The 16,420-nt window shown below is 51.3% G+C and carries 17 protein-coding genes; 5 read left to right on the top strand and 12 right to left on the bottom strand.

The window, feature by feature from the left end; genetic code table 11:
* Window positions 1–1,386, bottom strand: a complete 1,386-nt coding sequence (locus AArcSt2_RS02965; protein ID WP_174652585.1) for a signal recognition particle protein Srp54 — start codon at window positions 1,384–1,386, stop codon at window positions 1–3.
* 128 nt (window positions 1,387–1,514) lie between these two features.
* On the opposite strand from AArcSt2_RS02965, the gene AArcSt2_RS02960 reads away from it, so the two are divergent.
* The gene (locus AArcSt2_RS02960; RefSeq protein ID WP_250582813.1) at window positions 1,515–2,096 is read left to right on the top strand and encodes a halocyanin domain-containing protein; all 582 of its coding nucleotides are present in this window, start codon (window positions 1,515–1,517) and stop codon (window positions 2,094–2,096) included.
* Here AArcSt2_RS02960 and AArcSt2_RS02955 read toward each other — a convergent pair.
* The 8 genes from AArcSt2_RS02955 to AArcSt2_RS02920 all read right to left on the bottom strand — a co-directional run bounded on the left by AArcSt2_RS02955 (window position 2,093) and on the right by AArcSt2_RS02920 (window position 8,011).
* Window positions 2,093–2,857 (bottom strand): DUF547 domain-containing protein, encoded by a 765-nt coding sequence (locus tag AArcSt2_RS02955; RefSeq protein ID WP_250582811.1) that lies wholly within the window; start codon window positions 2,855–2,857, stop codon window positions 2,093–2,095. The genes AArcSt2_RS02960 and AArcSt2_RS02955 overlap by 4 nt on opposite strands.
* Before the next feature lie 44 nt (window positions 2,858–2,901).
* The gene (gene ftsY / locus AArcSt2_RS02950) at window positions 2,902–4,089 is read right to left on the bottom strand and encodes a signal recognition particle-docking protein FtsY (RefSeq protein WP_250582809.1); all 1,188 of its coding nucleotides are present in this window, start codon (window positions 4,087–4,089) and stop codon (window positions 2,902–2,904) included.
* 3 nt (window positions 4,090–4,092) lie between these two features.
* On the bottom strand, window positions 4,093–4,554 hold the full coding sequence (pfdA, locus tag AArcSt2_RS02945) for a prefoldin subunit alpha (protein WP_174654521.1): 462 nt from the start codon (window positions 4,552–4,554) through the stop codon (window positions 4,093–4,095).
* Window positions 4,554–4,730, bottom strand: a complete 177-nt coding sequence (gene rpl18a, locus AArcSt2_RS02940) for a 50S ribosomal protein L18Ae (protein WP_174652589.1) — start codon at window positions 4,728–4,730, stop codon at window positions 4,554–4,556. The genes pfdA and rpl18a overlap by 1 nt, the downstream gene beginning before the upstream one ends.
* A 97-nt stretch (window positions 4,731–4,827) precedes the next feature.
* Window positions 4,828–5,493 carry a translation initiation factor IF-6 gene (locus AArcSt2_RS02935; protein ID WP_250582807.1) on the bottom strand — a complete coding sequence of 222 codons (666 nt, stop codon included), beginning with the start codon at window positions 5,491–5,493 and terminating at the stop codon, window positions 4,828–4,830.
* Between the two features lie 8 nt (window positions 5,494–5,501).
* Window positions 5,502–5,777: a 50S ribosomal protein L31e gene (locus tag AArcSt2_RS02930; RefSeq protein ID WP_174652591.1), complete on the bottom strand. Its 276-nt coding sequence runs from the start codon at window positions 5,775–5,777 to the stop codon at window positions 5,502–5,504.
* Window positions 5,778–5,782: 5 nt separating this feature from the next.
* Window positions 5,783–5,935: a 50S ribosomal protein L39e gene (locus AArcSt2_RS02925; protein WP_174652592.1), complete on the bottom strand. Its 153-nt coding sequence runs from the start codon at window positions 5,933–5,935 to the stop codon at window positions 5,783–5,785.
* Window positions 5,936–6,034: 99 nt separating this feature from the next.
* The gene (locus tag AArcSt2_RS02920; RefSeq protein ID WP_174652593.1) at window positions 6,035–8,011 is read right to left on the bottom strand and encodes a MutS-related protein; all 1,977 of its coding nucleotides are present in this window, start codon (window positions 8,009–8,011) and stop codon (window positions 6,035–6,037) included.
* A 101-nt stretch (window positions 8,012–8,112) separates the two neighbouring features.
* On the opposite strand from AArcSt2_RS02920, the gene larE reads away from it, so the two are divergent.
* Window positions 8,113–8,979, top strand: a complete 867-nt coding sequence (larE, locus tag AArcSt2_RS02915) for an ATP-dependent sacrificial sulfur transferase LarE (protein ID WP_174652594.1) — start codon at window positions 8,113–8,115, stop codon at window positions 8,977–8,979.
* Between the two features lie 82 nt (window positions 8,980–9,061).
* Window positions 9,062–11,116, top strand: coding sequence for a hypothetical protein (locus AArcSt2_RS02910; protein WP_250582805.1), 2,055 nt, complete (start codon window positions 9,062–9,064; stop codon window positions 11,114–11,116).
* 8 nt (window positions 11,117–11,124) lie between these two features.
* Here the strand turns inward: AArcSt2_RS02910 and AArcSt2_RS02905 are convergent, their stop codons facing one another.
* Window positions 11,125–11,739 (bottom strand): histidine phosphatase family protein, encoded by a 615-nt coding sequence (locus AArcSt2_RS02905; protein ID WP_174652596.1) that lies wholly within the window; start codon window positions 11,737–11,739, stop codon window positions 11,125–11,127.
* 56 nt (window positions 11,740–11,795) lie between these two features.
* On the opposite strand from AArcSt2_RS02905, the gene AArcSt2_RS02900 reads away from it, so the two are divergent.
* A complete protein-coding gene (locus AArcSt2_RS02900; RefSeq protein WP_174652597.1) occupies window positions 11,796–12,071 on the top strand; it encodes a glutaredoxin family protein in 276 nt (91 codons plus the stop codon).
* 12 nt (window positions 12,072–12,083) lie between these two features.
* Here AArcSt2_RS02900 and tatC (AArcSt2_RS02895) read toward each other — a convergent pair whose 3' ends face one another.
* Window positions 12,084–13,184, bottom strand: coding sequence for a twin-arginine translocase subunit TatC (tatC, locus tag AArcSt2_RS02895; protein WP_174652598.1), 1,101 nt, complete (start codon window positions 13,182–13,184; stop codon window positions 12,084–12,086).
* Window positions 13,185–13,306: 122 nt separating this feature from the next.
* On the opposite strand from tatC (AArcSt2_RS02895), the gene tatC (AArcSt2_RS02890) reads away from it, so the two are divergent.
* Window positions 13,307–15,577 (top strand): twin-arginine translocase subunit TatC, encoded by a 2,271-nt coding sequence (gene tatC, locus AArcSt2_RS02890; protein ID WP_250582803.1) that lies wholly within the window; start codon window positions 13,307–13,309, stop codon window positions 15,575–15,577.
* A 42-nt stretch (window positions 15,578–15,619) separates the two neighbouring features.
* On the opposite strand, the gene AArcSt2_RS02885 is transcribed toward tatC (AArcSt2_RS02890), so the two are convergent.
* Window positions 15,620–16,111 carry a hypothetical protein gene (locus AArcSt2_RS02885; protein ID WP_250582801.1) on the bottom strand — a complete coding sequence of 164 codons (492 nt, stop codon included), beginning with the start codon at window positions 16,109–16,111 and terminating at the stop codon, window positions 15,620–15,622.
* Window positions 16,112–16,420: the final 309 nt, after the last annotated feature.

Here is a 16,420-nt window from a genome sequence, read left to right as displayed (position 1 = left end):
TTATCCGAACGGCCCCATTCCGCCAAGACCACCGCCGCCACCGCCTTTTTGCATCTTCTTCATCATCCGCTGCATGTCTCCATCGCCCATTCCTTTAAATTGATTGAGCGTCTGGTCCATCATCTTATGCTGGCTCAAGAGCTCACGAACGGTTTCTTCCTCAGTGCCGGAGCCACGTGCAATCCGCTCAATCTGCGCTGACGTGACTGATTGTGGGTTCTCCATCTCTTCGTCAGTCATCGAGTCCATGATGACCTCGAACTGGCGCATTCGGTCTTGGGTGGTGTCCATGGCGTCATCCGGCAGCTGATCCATAATCCCACCACCAAATCCAGGGATCATATCGAGGACCTGATCGAGCGGTCCCATTCGGTTCATGGCCTCCATCTGTTTTTTCATGTCTTTGAGCGTGAAGCTCCCTTTCATGATATCTTCCGGATCCCAGTCTTCATCCTCGGCCTGCGTTTCCGCCATGGCTCGCTCTACACGCTCAGAGAGCTGTTTGAGATCGCCCATTCCAAGCAGCCGTGAGATGAAGCCGTTTGGCTCGAATCGCTCGATATCCTGTACGGTTTCACCAGTTCCGAGGAATGCGATCGACGACTCCGTCTCGTTCACTGCGGTAAGCGCCCCACCACCTTTTGCGGTTCCGTCCAGTTTGGTGATGATGACACCACCGACTCCAATCGACTCTTCGAACTCTTGGGCCTGTTGCTTTGCACCCTGCCCGATCGCTGCATCCAGTACAAGCAGACTTAGATCAGGGTCAACGACAGTGTCGATCTCCTCAATTTCGTCGATGAGATCGGATTCTAAGGCGTGTCGTCCAGCAGTGTCCACAATGTGAACCTCTGCATCGGCTGTCGCTTCGAGTCCCTCCCGTGCGATCTCCACTGGATCATTCCCATCGGGGTCGCCGTAGAAATCAACCTCCGCACGCTCACACATCTGCTTTGCCTGATCGTATGCGCCAGGACGGAAGGTGTCGGTCTGGATCACTGCCGGGCGTAGCCCCTTCTTTGAGAACCACCATGCGATCTTTGCGGCAGTTGTCGTTTTTCCGGATCCTTGCAATCCTGCAAGCATGATCGTCTGTGACTCCAGCGGAATCTCCGTTGAGTCACCAACGAGGCCAACCATCTCCTCGTAGACAATCTTCAGAACTTGGTCCCGTGCGGTCGTGCCTGCGACCGGTTCTTCATTCAGCGCACGATCTTTGATGCTGTCGGAGAGTCCCATCACCAAGCCTACATCAACATCAGCTTGCAAGAGCGATCGTTGAATCTGTTTAACGACCTCGTCGACATCCGCTTTGTCGATACGGGATTTCCCTCGGAGGTCGTCGAGAGTTCCGCGGAGGGAACTCCCAAGATCGTCAAGTACCATTTGGTCTTTCTACGCGGCCGAATTGGTAAAGCCTTGTTCGTCCGCCATCGAGGTATCCGGGGCGTTGGCCTCTCATCGAATAGGAATTCGATATGCTGATTTATTAGCGGACGACATAGCTACAGTTGATGACTGACCGATCCCGGTTCGATCGACGAGATGTACTACAGCTAACCGGTGCAGGATTGCTCACGTTCTCGCTTGCGGGCTGCACAGCAAGTGAAGCTGGAAGCGGCGAAGAGAGCGTTCCGCGTGGTGCCTCTAGTGACGATGATGCTGACGACAACGGTAACGGCAATGGTGACAGTGACGAGGCCGACGAGAGCGAAAATGGAGACGGTGAAGAGGACGTCGAACTTGTCGACGAGGAACCAGACTACGATGGCTGGTTTGACGACGTTGACAACTATGATGGTACACTTGATTTCACTGGAGAGGACACTGTCGAGGTAGTTGTTGGTGCTGGAGATGATGGGCTGTTATACGACCCTGCAGCGATCGAGATTGACGCTGGAACCACTGTCGTCTTCGAATGGACCGGCAACGGTGGCGATCACAATGTTGCTGCCAGTGACGATTCTTTCGAGAGCGAACTTGTTGGTGACGAGGGCCACACCTTTGAACACACATTCGATGACGAAGGCACATACACCTATCTCTGCACGCCGCACGAAGCGCTTGGAATGAAAGGTGCAGTCAACGTCGTCTAACGACCCGTTTCATCTACCTTATTATTTGTTTTAAATTGGTTGAGTGACACTGACCAATCATACGTGTTGTATCTGAGCGTTGGCGTTGTGTTCGGTGGCACGATATCGTACTGCTCAAGCATTGTTTGAAGTCCCGATCGGCCACCGAAGTCACCACGATACCAGAGACACAGCCGTGGTAATCGAGCGACATTTGTCTTTGGATCATACGTCACCTCCTGTTCAAGATACGATCGTGTTGCGACGTCTAGCTCGTCCGCAATCGAAGACGCCGTGTACGCGATGATTGGCGGACAGCTCACGGCACCACAGTTGATCGCAAAGTGGATTCTGTAGTCCCGGGTTTCGAGTGCCCACTCCGAAACAACATCTCTGTAGAACGGCCACCCGAGATAGCCGAGCCCAAGGCTCCACTGCTCACTCCGGATAATCCCATGTTCGATCTCGTCTAAACTTAGCTCAACACCGCCGATCGTGATGAATTGATCGCCAAAGAATGCCCGCTTTTTATGTAATCGCGTTCGATCGGCACGGAGCGCGAGCTGCACAAACGCATTGTAGATGTTGATCCAAAATGTTCGTGCTGCATCTTGATTATCGGTGAGCCCATCAATTGTCTCGCGATCGTATGTTTCCAACTCGTCGACGAGCCAGTCGGTCTCTTCGCGCTTTCGAACTGCCGCAAGGAGCCGATTCGATCGCTCTGCAAGCGACTGCGGATCGGTTGGATCTAACACTCCAGGGCCACGAATAGATGTCACTACGAACTCTACGTGATACGCTCTGAAAAAGTATCGCAGCGGGATTACTCGTCGCCAAGGAGGCGCTCGACTAGGAGCTCTGGGTCGAACCGCTCAATATCATTGTAGTCTTGTCCAACACCGAGGAACAGGATTGGTTTTCCAGTGACGTATGCGATCGAAATTGCGGCACCACCGGAGGAATCTGCATCTGCTTTCGTTAGTACTGTGCCATCAATCGCGGCTGCCTCATTGAACTTCTTGGCTCGCTGGACTGCGTCTTGTCCCGCAACCGCCTCATCGACAAACAGCGTCATATCCGGATCGACTACCCGATCGATTTTTGCCAACTGAGACATCAGATCGTCGCTCGTATGAAGCCGTCCTGCTGTATCACCAAGGACGATATCGATATCGTTTGATTCAGCATATTTAACCCCGTCATACAGCACTGCTGCTGGATCGCCACCCTGTTCGTGAGAGATCAGCTTTCGACCGAGATTATCTGCATGGGATTTGATCTGCTCGTTTGCACCTGCACGATAGGTATCACCGTTTGCAAGCACGACTGAGTAGCCTTGGTTTCCAAGGTATTCTGAGAGTTTTGCGATACTTGTTGTCTTTCCAACGCCGTTGACACCAGTGAACACGATCGTCACCGGTTTGTCTGCATCTGCAATGCGCTGATCGAAATCGAACTGTCCGACGCTGATAACATCCAACAAGGCATCCTTGAGCGCCTCTTCGACGAGTTCACCAGTTGTGTCGACCTGCTTTCGCGTCTCGCCGATCATCTTCTCACGGATTGTCTCAAGCATCTCCTCTGCAACACTCATCTCAACGTCGCTTTGAATGAGTGCCATCTCAAGCTCCCAGAGCGGGTCTTCGAGATCCTCTTCCTCGATGATGATCTTCCCAGTTGCAAACGCTGCCGCGCGCTTGAACGCGCTCGGCCCTGAGCTATCTTCACTGTCGCCGGATTCAGCATCCGTCTGCGTTGGCTCAGACGCCGGTTCTGGTTCCAGCTCTGGCTCTGGCTCCGGTTCTGACCCAGATCCTGTCTTTCCAGTTTCAGTGGCTGGTTCTGCCGTAGCGTCTACGGGTTCATCCGCTTCTGGCTCCAGCGCTGGCTCTGTTTTTGGTTCAGATTCGGTCTCAGATCCGGCTTCGACTTCGGCTTCAGATTTCTCTTCTGCCGTCTCCTCAACGTTCTTCCGGAACTTGTTCAGCTTGTCTTTCAGTCCGTCAAACACGGTTTACTCGTCCTGGTCTTCCTGTAGCTGTTGCATCTGCTGCATCTGCTGTTGCTGCATCTGCTGTTGCATCTGTTGGGCCTGCTGTTCGATCTGTGCGCTCTCCTGCTCGAGCTCGTCAATCTCGGATTCAACATCTGCGATCCGATCGTCCAGCGCATCCTGTTTCCGATGGAGCGTTTCGATCGCACCACCTTGGGCCTGCTCTGCAGCGTAGCCGCCACCGAGGCTCACGACAATCTCGTCAATGTCATCGACTTCTGCGCGGACGTATGCGCCACCGCCAAGCGGCACCTGCACGGTTGAGCCGCTTTCGAGGGTGTTGATCGCTTCGACTGCCTCGTCGATCTCCGACTGCTCGGTACGGAGGCCCTCAATATCTGTTTGCAATTCTTCGATTTCGGCGTCGATCGCTTGCAGCTCTTGGGACAACTGTTGAAGCTGCTGTTGACCACCGCCACCCATCATGCTGCGGACACACCCGTTATTTCGATCTGGGTTCGTTTGAGACCGTGCTCACTTCCGATCTGCGAAAGCACGTGCTCTTTTGCAACGTTTTCGTTTACTGCTTCGATCTCTTTCGTGAATTCCTGGAACCCACCACGGGCTTGGAACTTTCCGTTGACTGTAAATTGACTCATGTACGGCAAATGGGGTACAGAGCGGGAAGTATCTTCCTACTCTGTGCTGGTGTGAAAGCTATTCACATCCGTAGACGTCCATCAAAAAAGCGGTAGACTACTCGAGGTAGCCGAGTGTATCTTCGATCCGACCAAGCTCAGGGCCTGTCGTATCTTGGCCAACAATATAGCCGTTGTCGTTTGCAACTAACCCAGAGCCAATCAGTGGCCCACCGTAGTTGATTGTTCCAAGATCGGCGTACACATCAAGATGCTCTTCAAGAGCCTCAAGCTCTGGTTCTCGGGCTTTCGGATGGCATAGCACACCGCTGTTTGTAGCGACTGCAGCGGTTCCAACCGTCTTTACATCGCCAATATCTCCTCGGAGCACTGGGACATCGAGTGCATTCTTCACTGTCAGGACTGCTTCCCGCGTCAGGTCTGGATGGACATATGCGCCGTAATCATTCGCAAGCACGACGTTTCCTGCTGCGTTGATTCTCCCGGGGAGTTCGTGCACCTCAAGTCCCGTTTCATCCTCGATTGTCTCCATCTCGGTCGACGCGACGCGACTGGAGACGAGGAGGCCATTTTCGTTACCGACGGCTAACGCCCCGACTGTTCCGGAGCCACCGATCGTTGTTGGGACTGCATCGACCGAAAGCTCGTCGGCCATCTCCTCGATTACCTCGTCATCAATGTCCCGCCGGACGAGTAGACAGTCGTTGGTTGTCCGAGCAAACACACCGACGTACGATGAACCGGAAACGGAAGCACGTAACACGATTTAATTTATGCAGATTCTGCTTCGACGACTGCTTCGCCGTCCTCAACGAACCGTGCCGCACGGACACGGAGTTTGCTTGGCGGGTTCTGACGGCCGCGTTCCCAAACTGCCTCGTTGATCGATGGATCAAGGCGGACGTCGCCCTCCTCAACGGAGAAGTGTTTCGCGAGATGTTCGCGGATAATTCTCATTGCTGCGTCTGCGCGCTGTTGGATTGGCTTCTTTTTTGCGTCACGAAGCGGAACCGTTACAACACGTTCTTCGAAGTCGCTTGTACTCATTGTTCTTACTCGTCAGTGTCGCTTTGCCGCCAGTTACGCCGTTTTGGATTTCGTGTTACCTTCATGTCGGTCTTGAGCATGACCCACGTTGGGACACGCGTGTTCTGACGCTCGAGTTTTGCCAGACGTTTCTTTTTGGCCTTCGATTTTTTACCCATAGTGGGATATCCTACCCGCGGCCGGCTTAAAATCCTGTCCATCCCGTCTTAGCCGCGTCAGCCAAACACATGATCTCCTAACTCACTCCAGAATCATGGTTAGAACTTCTCTAATAACGATTCATAGAATCTGCTATCCTTCGCCTCTCCAGCAAGTTTCTCGACAATGAGCTCCGGTGTCGATCGCGCTAAATGATCCTTCTTCGGCGATCGATCGACCTGTAGCTCTCCATCAACCAGCCCTTTTGCGCGGATTCCATCGACGGCGATTGATACTGCTGCTGCATCCTGTATCTCCCCCGCAAGGTGGGAGACAAACACCGCAGTCGTATCTGTCTCGGTGAGTGCCTCAAGAATCCCCGCAATTATTTTTGCAGATGCACCGGGCTCAGTAATACTTTCCAGTTCATCAACAAGTACGAGCCGCCCGTCTGCACCATCAACCAACGAGCCAAAGTCACGAAGTGTTGATTCGAAAGCGCCTGCATCTAGTGTCCCTTGTGATTTTGCGTAGTAGTGTAGTTCGCTGAACCGTTGGATCTCTGCTCGCGCTGCGGGTACTGGCATCCCCATGTGCGCAAAGATCACAACCAAGCCGACCAAATCAAGTGTCGATGTCTTTCCACCTGAATTAACGCCAGAAAGGAGTGTTACGCCGGACACACTGTAATCAACCGGCTCGACATTGGTAAATTCGACATCAAGCAGTGGTGATCTACCTGCTTCAATTGTGAATCCACCGGTCGCTGTTACCGTTGGAAGAACGCAATCATAGTCGCGCGCAAACGTTGCAATTGCCTGCTCAACATCGATCTCAAGTGCCGCCCTGACAAGCTCCTCTACTGGCTCTTGAAGCGTCGCGAGTTCCGCTGCAAGCGTCGCTTTGAGTTTGTTCGCCCGACGATCGCGCTCTGCTGTTAATTCTGTTCGGAACCGACTGACGGCATCTTCACGATAGGTAACTGGGAACGTTGGTTCGCCGCCAAAGATCTGTTCTACGAACTCAGCCTCACCCTCATCCAACTGTAAGGCTGTTACCAACTCATAGCGTGCCTTTTCAATTGCAGCATCATACTCATCAGACAGCTCTCGTGCAAGCAGCGAATCGACTCGTGCACCCTGTTCGACTAGGGAGAGGAAATCTTGGCCTTGTATTGTGACGTCTTGCTTTTTGATCGCATCTCGGAGATGATTGTCTGCAACCGTGGTTGCGGTTCCTACTGCCGCATCAAGATCATCGACAGCCACATTCAATCGCGTCAGTTCTTCATCTCCGACGATCGTCCCGTCATCATGTACTCGAGAAAGCACATCTGCGAGTGTTTCGAGATCACACGCCGGCTCCATTCCCGTGATCCGATGTACTGCTGCTGCGGCTTCCAATCGACTGCGGTTGACTGCAAAAAATGCTAAGAGTCGCTCTGGTGCAACAAGTTCGGGTTGGTCAAGCGCTGCTGGCTCGACCGTCACATCACCGCTCCAATCAAGCCCTGCAAACTGCTCATCAAGGACGATGACCGTCGAGTATGACCGAGCAAGCTCGTCGATCGATCGTGCATCCTCCGCTGTTTCAACGGATATCTCCGGATAGCGCCGCTTTGCTTCGGCATACCGCTCACCATCACCCGTTGCTAGACATCGATCGCGGATACGAAGCCCTGTCGGGTCGGCTAACGGCTCTACACCCTGTAACGCGTCTCGGACTGCGTCCGATGGCTCACGCTCCATCGCTGTCTCAACGATTGCCTGTGCTTCGTCAATTCGGGACTGTACGCCACTGGGATAGAAGGTCTCTAATCGCTTTTTACCGTAGCGCGTCACCGCTCGCTCTTGAAGCAGTGAGAGCGCATCACCGTACAGTGATTTTGCCCGATCGGTCGCAAGAAATCCACCCGGGTCGTCATGCCGTCGTCTAATTGCTCCACGCGCAATGAGTGCTGCCCGGCCTTCAGAAATGCCACGGACGCGAGAGAGTGCAAGGACATCCCCTGTCTCAATAATCGTTTCCGGATCGTCTACTGCGGCAAGTGCGTCTGCGGTTTTCGATCCAATCCCGGGGATCGATTCGAGTTCCATTCGATTCTGAGTAGTTCGGGGTATCCCCAAAAGCTTGTGGGTATCTCACAGTTTGCACAGCTATACAATGCGCTTTTCTCATCCGCCCACCAACGACGGGCATGAACGCCACCGAGAAAGCAGCCGCCGTACGCGATGATCTTGCCGATCGGGACGGAGTTCTCATCGCATTTTCGGGCGGTGTTGACTCAAGTGTGGTTGCTGCACTGGCACACGACGTACTCGGGGACAATGCCGTTGCGTGCACTGCAAAAAGCGAGACGCTCCCAGAAGCAGAACTGGAAGATGCAGTATCCGTCGCAGCGGAAATTGGTATCTCACACGAGATTGTCGAGTTTTCTGAATTAGAAAATCCAGACTTCGTCGTGAATGACGCCGATCGGTGTTACCACTGCCGAACAATGCGGCTCGGAAAAATGTATGACGCCGCTCACGATCTCGGTATTGAGACGGTTTGTGATGGTACTAATGCATCTGACCCGGGTGAAGGCCACAGACCCGGGCTTCGTGCTGTTGAAGAACTTGAGATACGGTCACCCCTGCTTGAACACAATATCTCGAAAGACGAAGTGCGGGAAATCGCGGACGAGTACGCGCTGTCTGTTGCGGACAAACCATCGATGGCATGTCTCTCTTCTCGCATTCCAACCGGTCTCTCCGTCACAAAAGAACGGCTCTCCCGTGTTGAGAAAGCAGAGCGCATCCTTCGGACGTGGGGGTTCTCTCAGTTCCGTGTCCGAGATCATGATGGTCTCGCTCGCATTGAAATTGCTCGCGAGGAGTTCGCCGCCGCGCTCAACCCGGACTTTGTTGATGCTGCAAGAGAACACCTTTCTAAGGTCGGCTTCGATCATGTTACACTCGATCTGCATGGATACGAGACCGGTAGCGTAAGCCCTGCAAACGATGCATATAGTGAGCAAGAGGCAATCGATAACGTGTTTTCCCAAGAGTATCCAACACACTGAGCGTGATTCCTCTGTATAGTGAGTATTGTCAGTAAATGAATCACTCCAACACAGTCAAATAGGTTGCTGTATTTTACTCCCTGTGAACGATACGGGTGCGGGATCTGATCGCGTTACATTTTCTATCTCTGACAGTACTGTCACAATCAAGGATACACTTGGCGGCGGCTCATTACAGGTGGACGCTGACGGATTATCCACGGTCCAACCTGCGCTGACCGATCGGTTTTTATTCCCTGTTGATAATGCGATCTCGTTTGAGACGGAGAAACTTACATTCCAGTCACAAACCACAATTCGACTACGTGACGAGTACGGTGATGATCTTGGTTCGTTCTCTACGACTCCACGAGATCTCTCAAGAGGGACATATTGCCTCGATATTACTGCTGACATCAAAATCTATATCCGAGTCTGTGATGGTGCATTTTCAGCAGCATTCGCTGGTGGGTATCACTCTGATACTGAGTTCACAGTCACGTTCGACACTTCGACCAATATTGTACTTGGCGCTCGATCAAATCATACACTACCTGAGGCAACGATTACTGTTCCCGATTCACCTGAGTCGTTGGCTCGTGTACTCCCGTATCTTGGATCTTCAATTAAAGAATTCTCACCTGAACGATCCTGGCCGTCACTACGAGGGCATCCACCGCAAATAGAACATGGGTCTGAAATCTATATCCCTGAGCACCTCTCCAAACCGGACACCGGTATCCGAGTCACTGTCAAACCGTCGTATGCAGACTTATATCGCGTTACACCACTTGTATATTATTTCGGGGCCGACCTCGAACTTGGTGACGAGCCAGCACTGCATCTTGACCTAGGTTACGCTGAACCATTGGAAACACCCACACATTCGCTCACAGAAACTGTCAATCGACTACTGTCCAGCTGTTTCTATTTGGATACTATAACTCGAATCGGTGGATACTATTCACTTCCTCGACAGGAGTATGAGTACGTTGCAGAGAAACTTCCATTCTATCCAGAGAACCTCTCTGAGTTGACCCTCTCTGAACAACTTATGGAGTACTTAGAAGTTCCGTTCGATACTCTTGAACCATATCTTCCAAAGTGGCCTCTATCTGCTACGCTTCGAGAAGGCCCGGATGATATGGAACTATTACCATATTTGTGTAATGACCTCGCAAATATTCGTGTCGGCCAGAATTTAGATGCTTATACATCATCAAAATACAACAAATCATCTATTCATGGAACCACAGTCTCCCCTGCGACTGGAAAAACGCTTCTAACGACTGATTCCTATCGTACTGGGCTCTCATACACTGCAGTTGATCCGTCCGAATTTTCAGCCGTATTCGTGTTTACAGATACACACCGCGCAGAAACCCTTGAACAACTGTTTAGCACCGCACCAAACAGGTTCTCTGCCTTATTGGATAATCGTCGCACTATTATTACAGCACCAACCGTGGCTCAACTTCAGCGTGTTTTTCAGTCGGATGCTGATCTCATATATATTGATCATCCAATCTCAGATGGACTCGTACGATGCTCAGATGGGACTGTAGATCTATCATCAATAACTAGTGAACTACCTTCTGTCATTTCAGTTGTCAATGATACTGATCTCCAAAACCTCAGACAGCTGAACCATGTTGGTTTGCTTTGTGGAATGTCATTTAATCGACATCCGGATGTTGTTGACTTATTTTCAATGAGTGTGTTAATAGCCGCTGGTATCTCTGTCTCTCAAGTTGCTTCAAGCATTCCCGTCTCTTCTCAATTAATTGGAGCTACTACTCAACAGATTGTGCTCCAACCTGATGGAAGAGTTCCTGCAGAATTTGACCTTTCTCCAATCACAGACGACCTATTTGAACTTACAACAACGTCTTCGTTCACTAATCACCATCCGATTGGATCCGTCAAAATATTTGACCAATTCTTTGAGGAAGGCTCGTTCCAACTGATGGGAACTATCGCTTCGAAAACAGTAGCACTCTCGAACGAAGAGATACTACATATCCTTTCGGAATCACCGACCTCCACGTTCGCAAATATACCTATTTATTACCCGTACGATCTCTCCGTAGAATTTATTGAGCATGCAACACATTTTAAACAGAATGATATTCCGTCACTTGATATCTTGCACGAATGACTCTGTTATTATTTTGTAACATTTTCAGAAATAATTGATGTCTTTCCATTCTCTGAATTGACATCTAACTCATTGATCGCACAGTTTCCTTGCTCTTGCTCTGTCACAGTTGCGATGATGTCTAATCCGTTGAGCCATCCCATAATCAGGTACAGCGTTCCACCATGCGTCACGACAACTACTGTTTCATCTTCACTAAGAGAGTCCACAAGCCGATCGAACGCAGCCAACACACGGTCGCGTTGATCCAATAAGCTCTCACCGCTCTCCGGCCGAGCTGTTGCTGCCGTATAGCCCACCTCTGTCAACGCAAACTCCGGATAACCCAGAAATAACGCCCGATAATCAAGTCCTTGTAACGACCCAAAATCTCGTTCACGCCATGCGGAATCTGGCTCAACCGCAACGCCTGTTTCACGGGCGATCGGTCTTGCTGTTTCGAGCGTTCGTCGTAAATCCGAACTGATGAGCCGATCGACGCTGTATCGTTCGGCAAGCGCTGTTGCAAGCGTGGTTGCTTGTTCATGGCCGCGACCGCTCAGCGGGACTGGTGCCCATCCCTGAACTCGTCCGTCTGCGTTCCATGTTGTCTCTCCGTGTCGAACTAGCACGATCGTCGCCATACACTGTCTTCTCATGATATCGGTGTAATCTTTGCTCTACCGACGAGAGATTGAGTATGACTCCCGAGCCTATCTCAATCACCGTCTATTCCCGAGAGAACTGTCACCTGTGTGATGAGGCCAAACAGACGATCGAGCGGATCAGCGACGACACAAACACTGACATCTCGCTCACCGAAATTGATGTTGACACGGACCCAGCGCTCCAATCGGAGTACGGTGAGCGGGTTCCGTATATCTGTATCGACGATCGACCTGCCTACAAATTTCGTGTCGATGAAGCCGATCTGTATGATCGGTTTGAAAACGAGGGGGAGACAAAGACAGACTGATCGCTCTATCGGCTAATTCCCGGTCCACCGAAGGAGCGCGAGCGTGATCTCAAAGAGGGCAATCATCGTTAATGCGATAATGATTGGTGCCATTCCTGTTGGATCGACAGCAGTGAACGTGAATGCAACTCCCACGAACAACCCCCAGAAGATGAGCCGTTTGTCTTCGAGCCATTTTCGCGTCACAAGGCCCATCATAATTGCAAGCATGATGAATAGCGGGATCTGGAAAATCACGGCCATGTAGCCCATCAACGCAAGCATCATTGCAAACGTCTCTCGGAGGCCAAATGCAACTGCTGCTGCATCCTCTGTGTAGACGGTAAAGTAGCTAAAAATAAACGGTAAGATTATGAAATGTGCAAAGAGCACGCCAACAATCCCGAGAACGAGGCTCGTCGGGACTGATGCAAGGTAGTATTTCCGTTCATTCCGATAGAGCCCAGGCTTCATGAATCGGTATGTCTGATACACGAACACCGGGAGCCCAACCAACAACCCTGCAAGGCCTGCTACCTTCAGTTTTGTAAGAATAAACTCCAACGGGCCGTAAATTCGAGGAGCATTCACATTTGGCTGTGGGATGTGTGTGCCCCATAGGTAATTGATTGTATCTCCTGCCCATGGATATGTGATCAACATCGCAACCCCACCAAACGCGAAGACGACACCGAGACGCCGCATCATCTCATCAATGTGATCTGCGAGCGGCATCTCCTCATCTTCGTCGGGAGCTTCAAATAACTCTTCGTCGACGTCATCTGAACCTCCGGTTTCGGTTCCCGAATCGATCTCGCTTCCAACACCAACAGATGCTGTAGACCCACCGTCTGTTGATGTTTCTTCAGCGTCTACCTCCTCTTCGACATCTTCTGTGTCTTCGGAATCTTCTGGCTGGTCGGTTTCGTTTGTATCCCTTTCTGTGTTCGTACCGTTCACATCGATATCCCTTGCAGCCAGACCCACGTCGTCGTCACTCTCTCTACCTTCGGTGACTGTTTCCTCGCTTGTCTCTTCCGAGGAAGGCTGCTCCGACGAATCGTCGGATGAACGCTCTTTTCGATCACGATCGGTCGATTCGTCGTGGGGTGAGCGTTCCGACTTCTCTCCCATTCACTAGTGAATCATTCGTGATCCGTTATAGGCCTTTTCGGATTGATCTACGCTGATAACAATTCGAATACCATGCGACCCGAGAGAAAAAGTTGATAACAACGAGTCGGCTTTTTTCACATATGTCTAGCGCGCTCGGCGAAGATACACAGCAAACATTGCTGGAAGGTCGTGATACATTGTACGCGATCCTTCGATCCGCCCAGAAGGATCTTCAGAAAGTCTTCGTCGCATTTCTTATTGGATTTCTCGTTACGTTCTGGACGCTCCGAACGTACATTTGGGACTGGCTCAAAGCCATCACAGAATCTCGGATGCGCGCCGAGGTTGGACAGAGTTTCGAAATCATTGCGACAACACCGTTCGACGTTATCCTCTTGCAAGCAAAGATCGGACTTGTAGTTGGTATCTTTGTCGCACTTCCGGTTTTGTTGTACTTTTCGCGGGATGCCCTGAGAGAGCGAGGCTACTGGCCACAAGCACCGATTCCGCGTTGGAAGCTATTTTCAATTGGTGGATTTGCGATCTTGCTGTTCCTCGGCGGTGCTGCGTACGGCTTTAATGTCTTCTTCCCGTTCATGTTCGGCTTCCTTGCGGAGTTCGGTTTTGATGCCGGATTTGAACCGACGTATTCGATCGTCATGTGGACCGAGTTTATCGTTCTTTTGACAGTCTCCTTCGGGCTTGCTGCGCAGATGCCGCTATTCATTACCGCACTCTCATACGCGGAAATTGTTCCGTATGAAACGTTCCGAGACAAATGGCGACATGCTGTGCTCGGTATTTTCATCTTCGGTGCGTTCTTTTCGCCACCAGATCCGTTTACACAGATCATGTGGGCGGTTCCGTTGATCGTTTTGTACGGACTCAGCCTCTATCTCGCCAAGATTGTTGTCACCGCAAAACGCGGGAGCGAGCGGATTGATGTCAAGGCTGCAATCCGAGCACATTGGAACGTCCTTATCGGACTATTTGCGACCGGAATGGCTGTGGTCTACGGCTACCACGAATACGGTGGTCGAACCGCAACGAATGATCTCTTAGCCCGCGTTGGGAGCGACTACCGTATTCTCCCTCCTGACGCTGGCTTTGCATCCGCGGAAATTTCGTTGCTCATCTACGGTGCACTCCTCGGGTTGATATTCGCCCTCTTTGGTGTTGCTTACTACGTCTACGTTGCACTCGATGCCGCAACCCGAAGTCCAGAGAGTAACCTCGGTGACCCAACCGCGCTTGATCTGACAACGCTTGATGCTGCAGGTATCCAGGCTGCGCCCCCGGAAGCGTTTGCTTCACTCTCTGAAAATGAAGCGATGGGGTATGCATCCCAAGCACTGGAGAATGACGACACGGAGAAAGCACAAGCGATTATCGATCGGTTCGACGAAACTGAAGATCTCCGTGAGGATTCCAGTGACGAAAACGCGGACGGAGAGGGAGGTACCGCAGAAGAGACATCCGGCGAGTCTGAGAGCATCAGCGATCGAACCTCACGGGCAAGCGACACGTTCCTTGGTGAGTTTACCGACGGCGAGACCGACTCGGACGATATTGGCGGCTACTACAAAGATATCGTCTTTATTTTCGACAGCCTCCGATCGCGATCATTCCGTATCGTCGGAACATTCCTGCTCGCAATGGGTGGTATCTTTGCGTGGCTCTATGTGGGTGGACTTCGCGACGTCCGAGAGGACTTTTTCAGCCGGATGCCGGCCGAAGTAGTCTCCGGCGGCGATGGGACACATCCTGGGTTCGAACAAGGAACCGCAGTGCTGCTTGAGGGTTCTCCCGGTGACGCCGTTTCAGTTATTACGCTGCATCCGGTTGAGGCACTGATATTTATGGTCAAGTTCTCGGTGCTTGTTGCAATCTTTGTTACACTGCCTGTTATCGCGTACTATGCGTGGCCATCGCTCAGAGAGCTTGGGTTTGTCCGTGGCCATCAGCGATCGGTCTACATTTGGACTGGCGCACTTACGGCAGGGATGGTCGGTGGCTTTGCACTAGGATACTCGATTATCGCCCCGGTGACAATCTCGTTCCTCGCAGCTGATGCGCTCGCAGCGAACATGATTATCAGCTATCGGATTAACGACTTCATGTGGCTGATCATTTTCACCACGCTCGGCATTGGGTTCCTTGCGGATATCCCAATCATGATGGTACTTCTGAACAGTGCTGGTGTGCCGTACCGATCGATGCGAAAGCGCTGGCGTGAGGTCTTTATTACCATGCTGACATTCGCTGCGGTGTTTACGCCAGCGGACATCATGACCATGTTCCTTGTGACGATCCCGCTCTTGTTCGCGTATGCGGTAGGGCTGGGTGTGCTGTTCTTCATCACCTTCGGTGGCCGGCGCGACCTTGCGCCGCCGGCGGAGATCCTGGCCTGAGTGATGAACTGAGACAATAAAATAAAAAGAGCAGTTATTACACTACGATCCCCGATGTATGAGGGTGATACTGTCAAATTTGCTCTCAAGGCCTCCTGTAAGCCATTCGGCCTGTTCTACGGTGTGGTCTAGGTGATAATACATAAGAGCCAACATTCCTTCTTCCAGGACAAAATTCTCCTCAGATGAGGTGATTGGTTTTTGTTGAGTCGGCACAACGAGCGATAATCCAACCATAGAACCAGTATATCCGTTTGCTTCCACTTGTGTTCCTCTAAACAAGTCACTCGATTTGATTTCCCCATATTTCATCAGAACTCTAACAACTACCCATGTCTCGTCGTCTCGTCCCAGAGCGTCCAACAGTTCTTCTGCCCCTGTTCTCTCTGTTTCCATTCCGTCCGTTATCACCCCGTACATCCAATACTCGAGTTCAATTGAATCTTGAGTTGTGAGTCCGAGGCAACCGGTCGTTGATAGTGGTAGCATCAATCCTACACCTCGTAACACATCTCGTCGATCGTGGAGGGGCATACCATATCCATATACACAGATTGTGTAAAATTATCTATGATTGATATATACCAGTATATATCTGCGGTTTTTGGCTCCACAATTAACGGCTGTTTATAAACATGATCGCTGTCTTGTATCTTACTTGCTTTTGAGGGGAAGCAAATCTCTGAGAGATGGTGGCTTCGCTGAGGCCCTATTTTAGTATTTCCCTGCGTTCGATCGTTGGTAGCGTCCGATCGACTGGCATGACTGGGCCCACGTATTTCCGCTGCTCCGATCTCCGATTATTCTGCCCAGTTTCCACGCCTCAAAAAGAGTTGCCAGAAT

Origin of the sequence: Natronocalculus amylovorans (assembly GCF_023638035.1) — an archaeon.
GTDB classification, from domain to species: Archaea; Halobacteriota; Halobacteria; order Halobacteriales; family Haloferacaceae; genus Natronocalculus; species Natronocalculus amylovorans.
Note: the sequence above shows the minus strand (reverse complement) of the source record. Positions and strands in the feature narration are given on the sequence as shown.

Coding starts and splice junctions, on each gene's coding strand:
- AArcSt2_RS02965 (WP_174652585.1), bottom strand. CDS start 1,386: ATGGTACTTGACGATCTTGGGAGTTCCCTCCGCGGAACTCTCGACGAC.
- AArcSt2_RS02960 (WP_250582813.1), top strand. CDS start 1,515: ATGACTGACCGATCCCGGTTCGATCGACGAGATGTACTACAGCTAACC.
- pfdA (WP_174654521.1), bottom strand. CDS start 4,554: ATGGGTGGCGGTGGTCAACAGCAGCTTCAACAGTTGTCCCAAGAGCTG.
- rpl18a (WP_174652589.1), bottom strand. CDS start 4,730: ATGAGTCAATTTACAGTCAACGGAAAGTTCCAAGCCCGTGGTGGGTTC.
- AArcSt2_RS02930 (WP_174652591.1), bottom strand. CDS start 5,777: ATGAGTACAAGCGACTTCGAAGAACGTGTTGTAACGGTTCCGCTTCGT.
- AArcSt2_RS02925 (WP_174652592.1), bottom strand. CDS start 5,935: ATGGGTAAAAAATCGAAGGCCAAAAAGAAACGTCTGGCAAAACTCGAG.
- AArcSt2_RS02920 (WP_174652593.1), bottom strand. CDS start 8,011: ATGGAACTCGAATCGATCCCCGGGATTGGATCGAAAACCGCAGACGCA.
- larE (WP_174652594.1), top strand. CDS start 8,113: ATGAACGCCACCGAGAAAGCAGCCGCCGTACGCGATGATCTTGCCGAT.
- AArcSt2_RS02905 (WP_174652596.1), bottom strand. CDS start 11,739: ATGGCGACGATCGTGCTAGTTCGACACGGAGAGACAACATGGAACGCA.
- AArcSt2_RS02900 (WP_174652597.1), top strand. CDS start 11,796: ATGACTCCCGAGCCTATCTCAATCACCGTCTATTCCCGAGAGAACTGT.
- tatC (WP_174652598.1), bottom strand. CDS start 13,184: ATGGGAGAGAAGTCGGAACGCTCACCCCACGACGAATCGACCGATCGT.
- tatC (WP_250582803.1), top strand. CDS start 13,307: ATGTCTAGCGCGCTCGGCGAAGATACACAGCAAACATTGCTGGAAGGT.
- AArcSt2_RS02885 (WP_250582801.1), bottom strand. CDS start 16,111: ATGCCCCTCCACGATCGACGAGATGTGTTACGAGGTGTAGGATTGATG.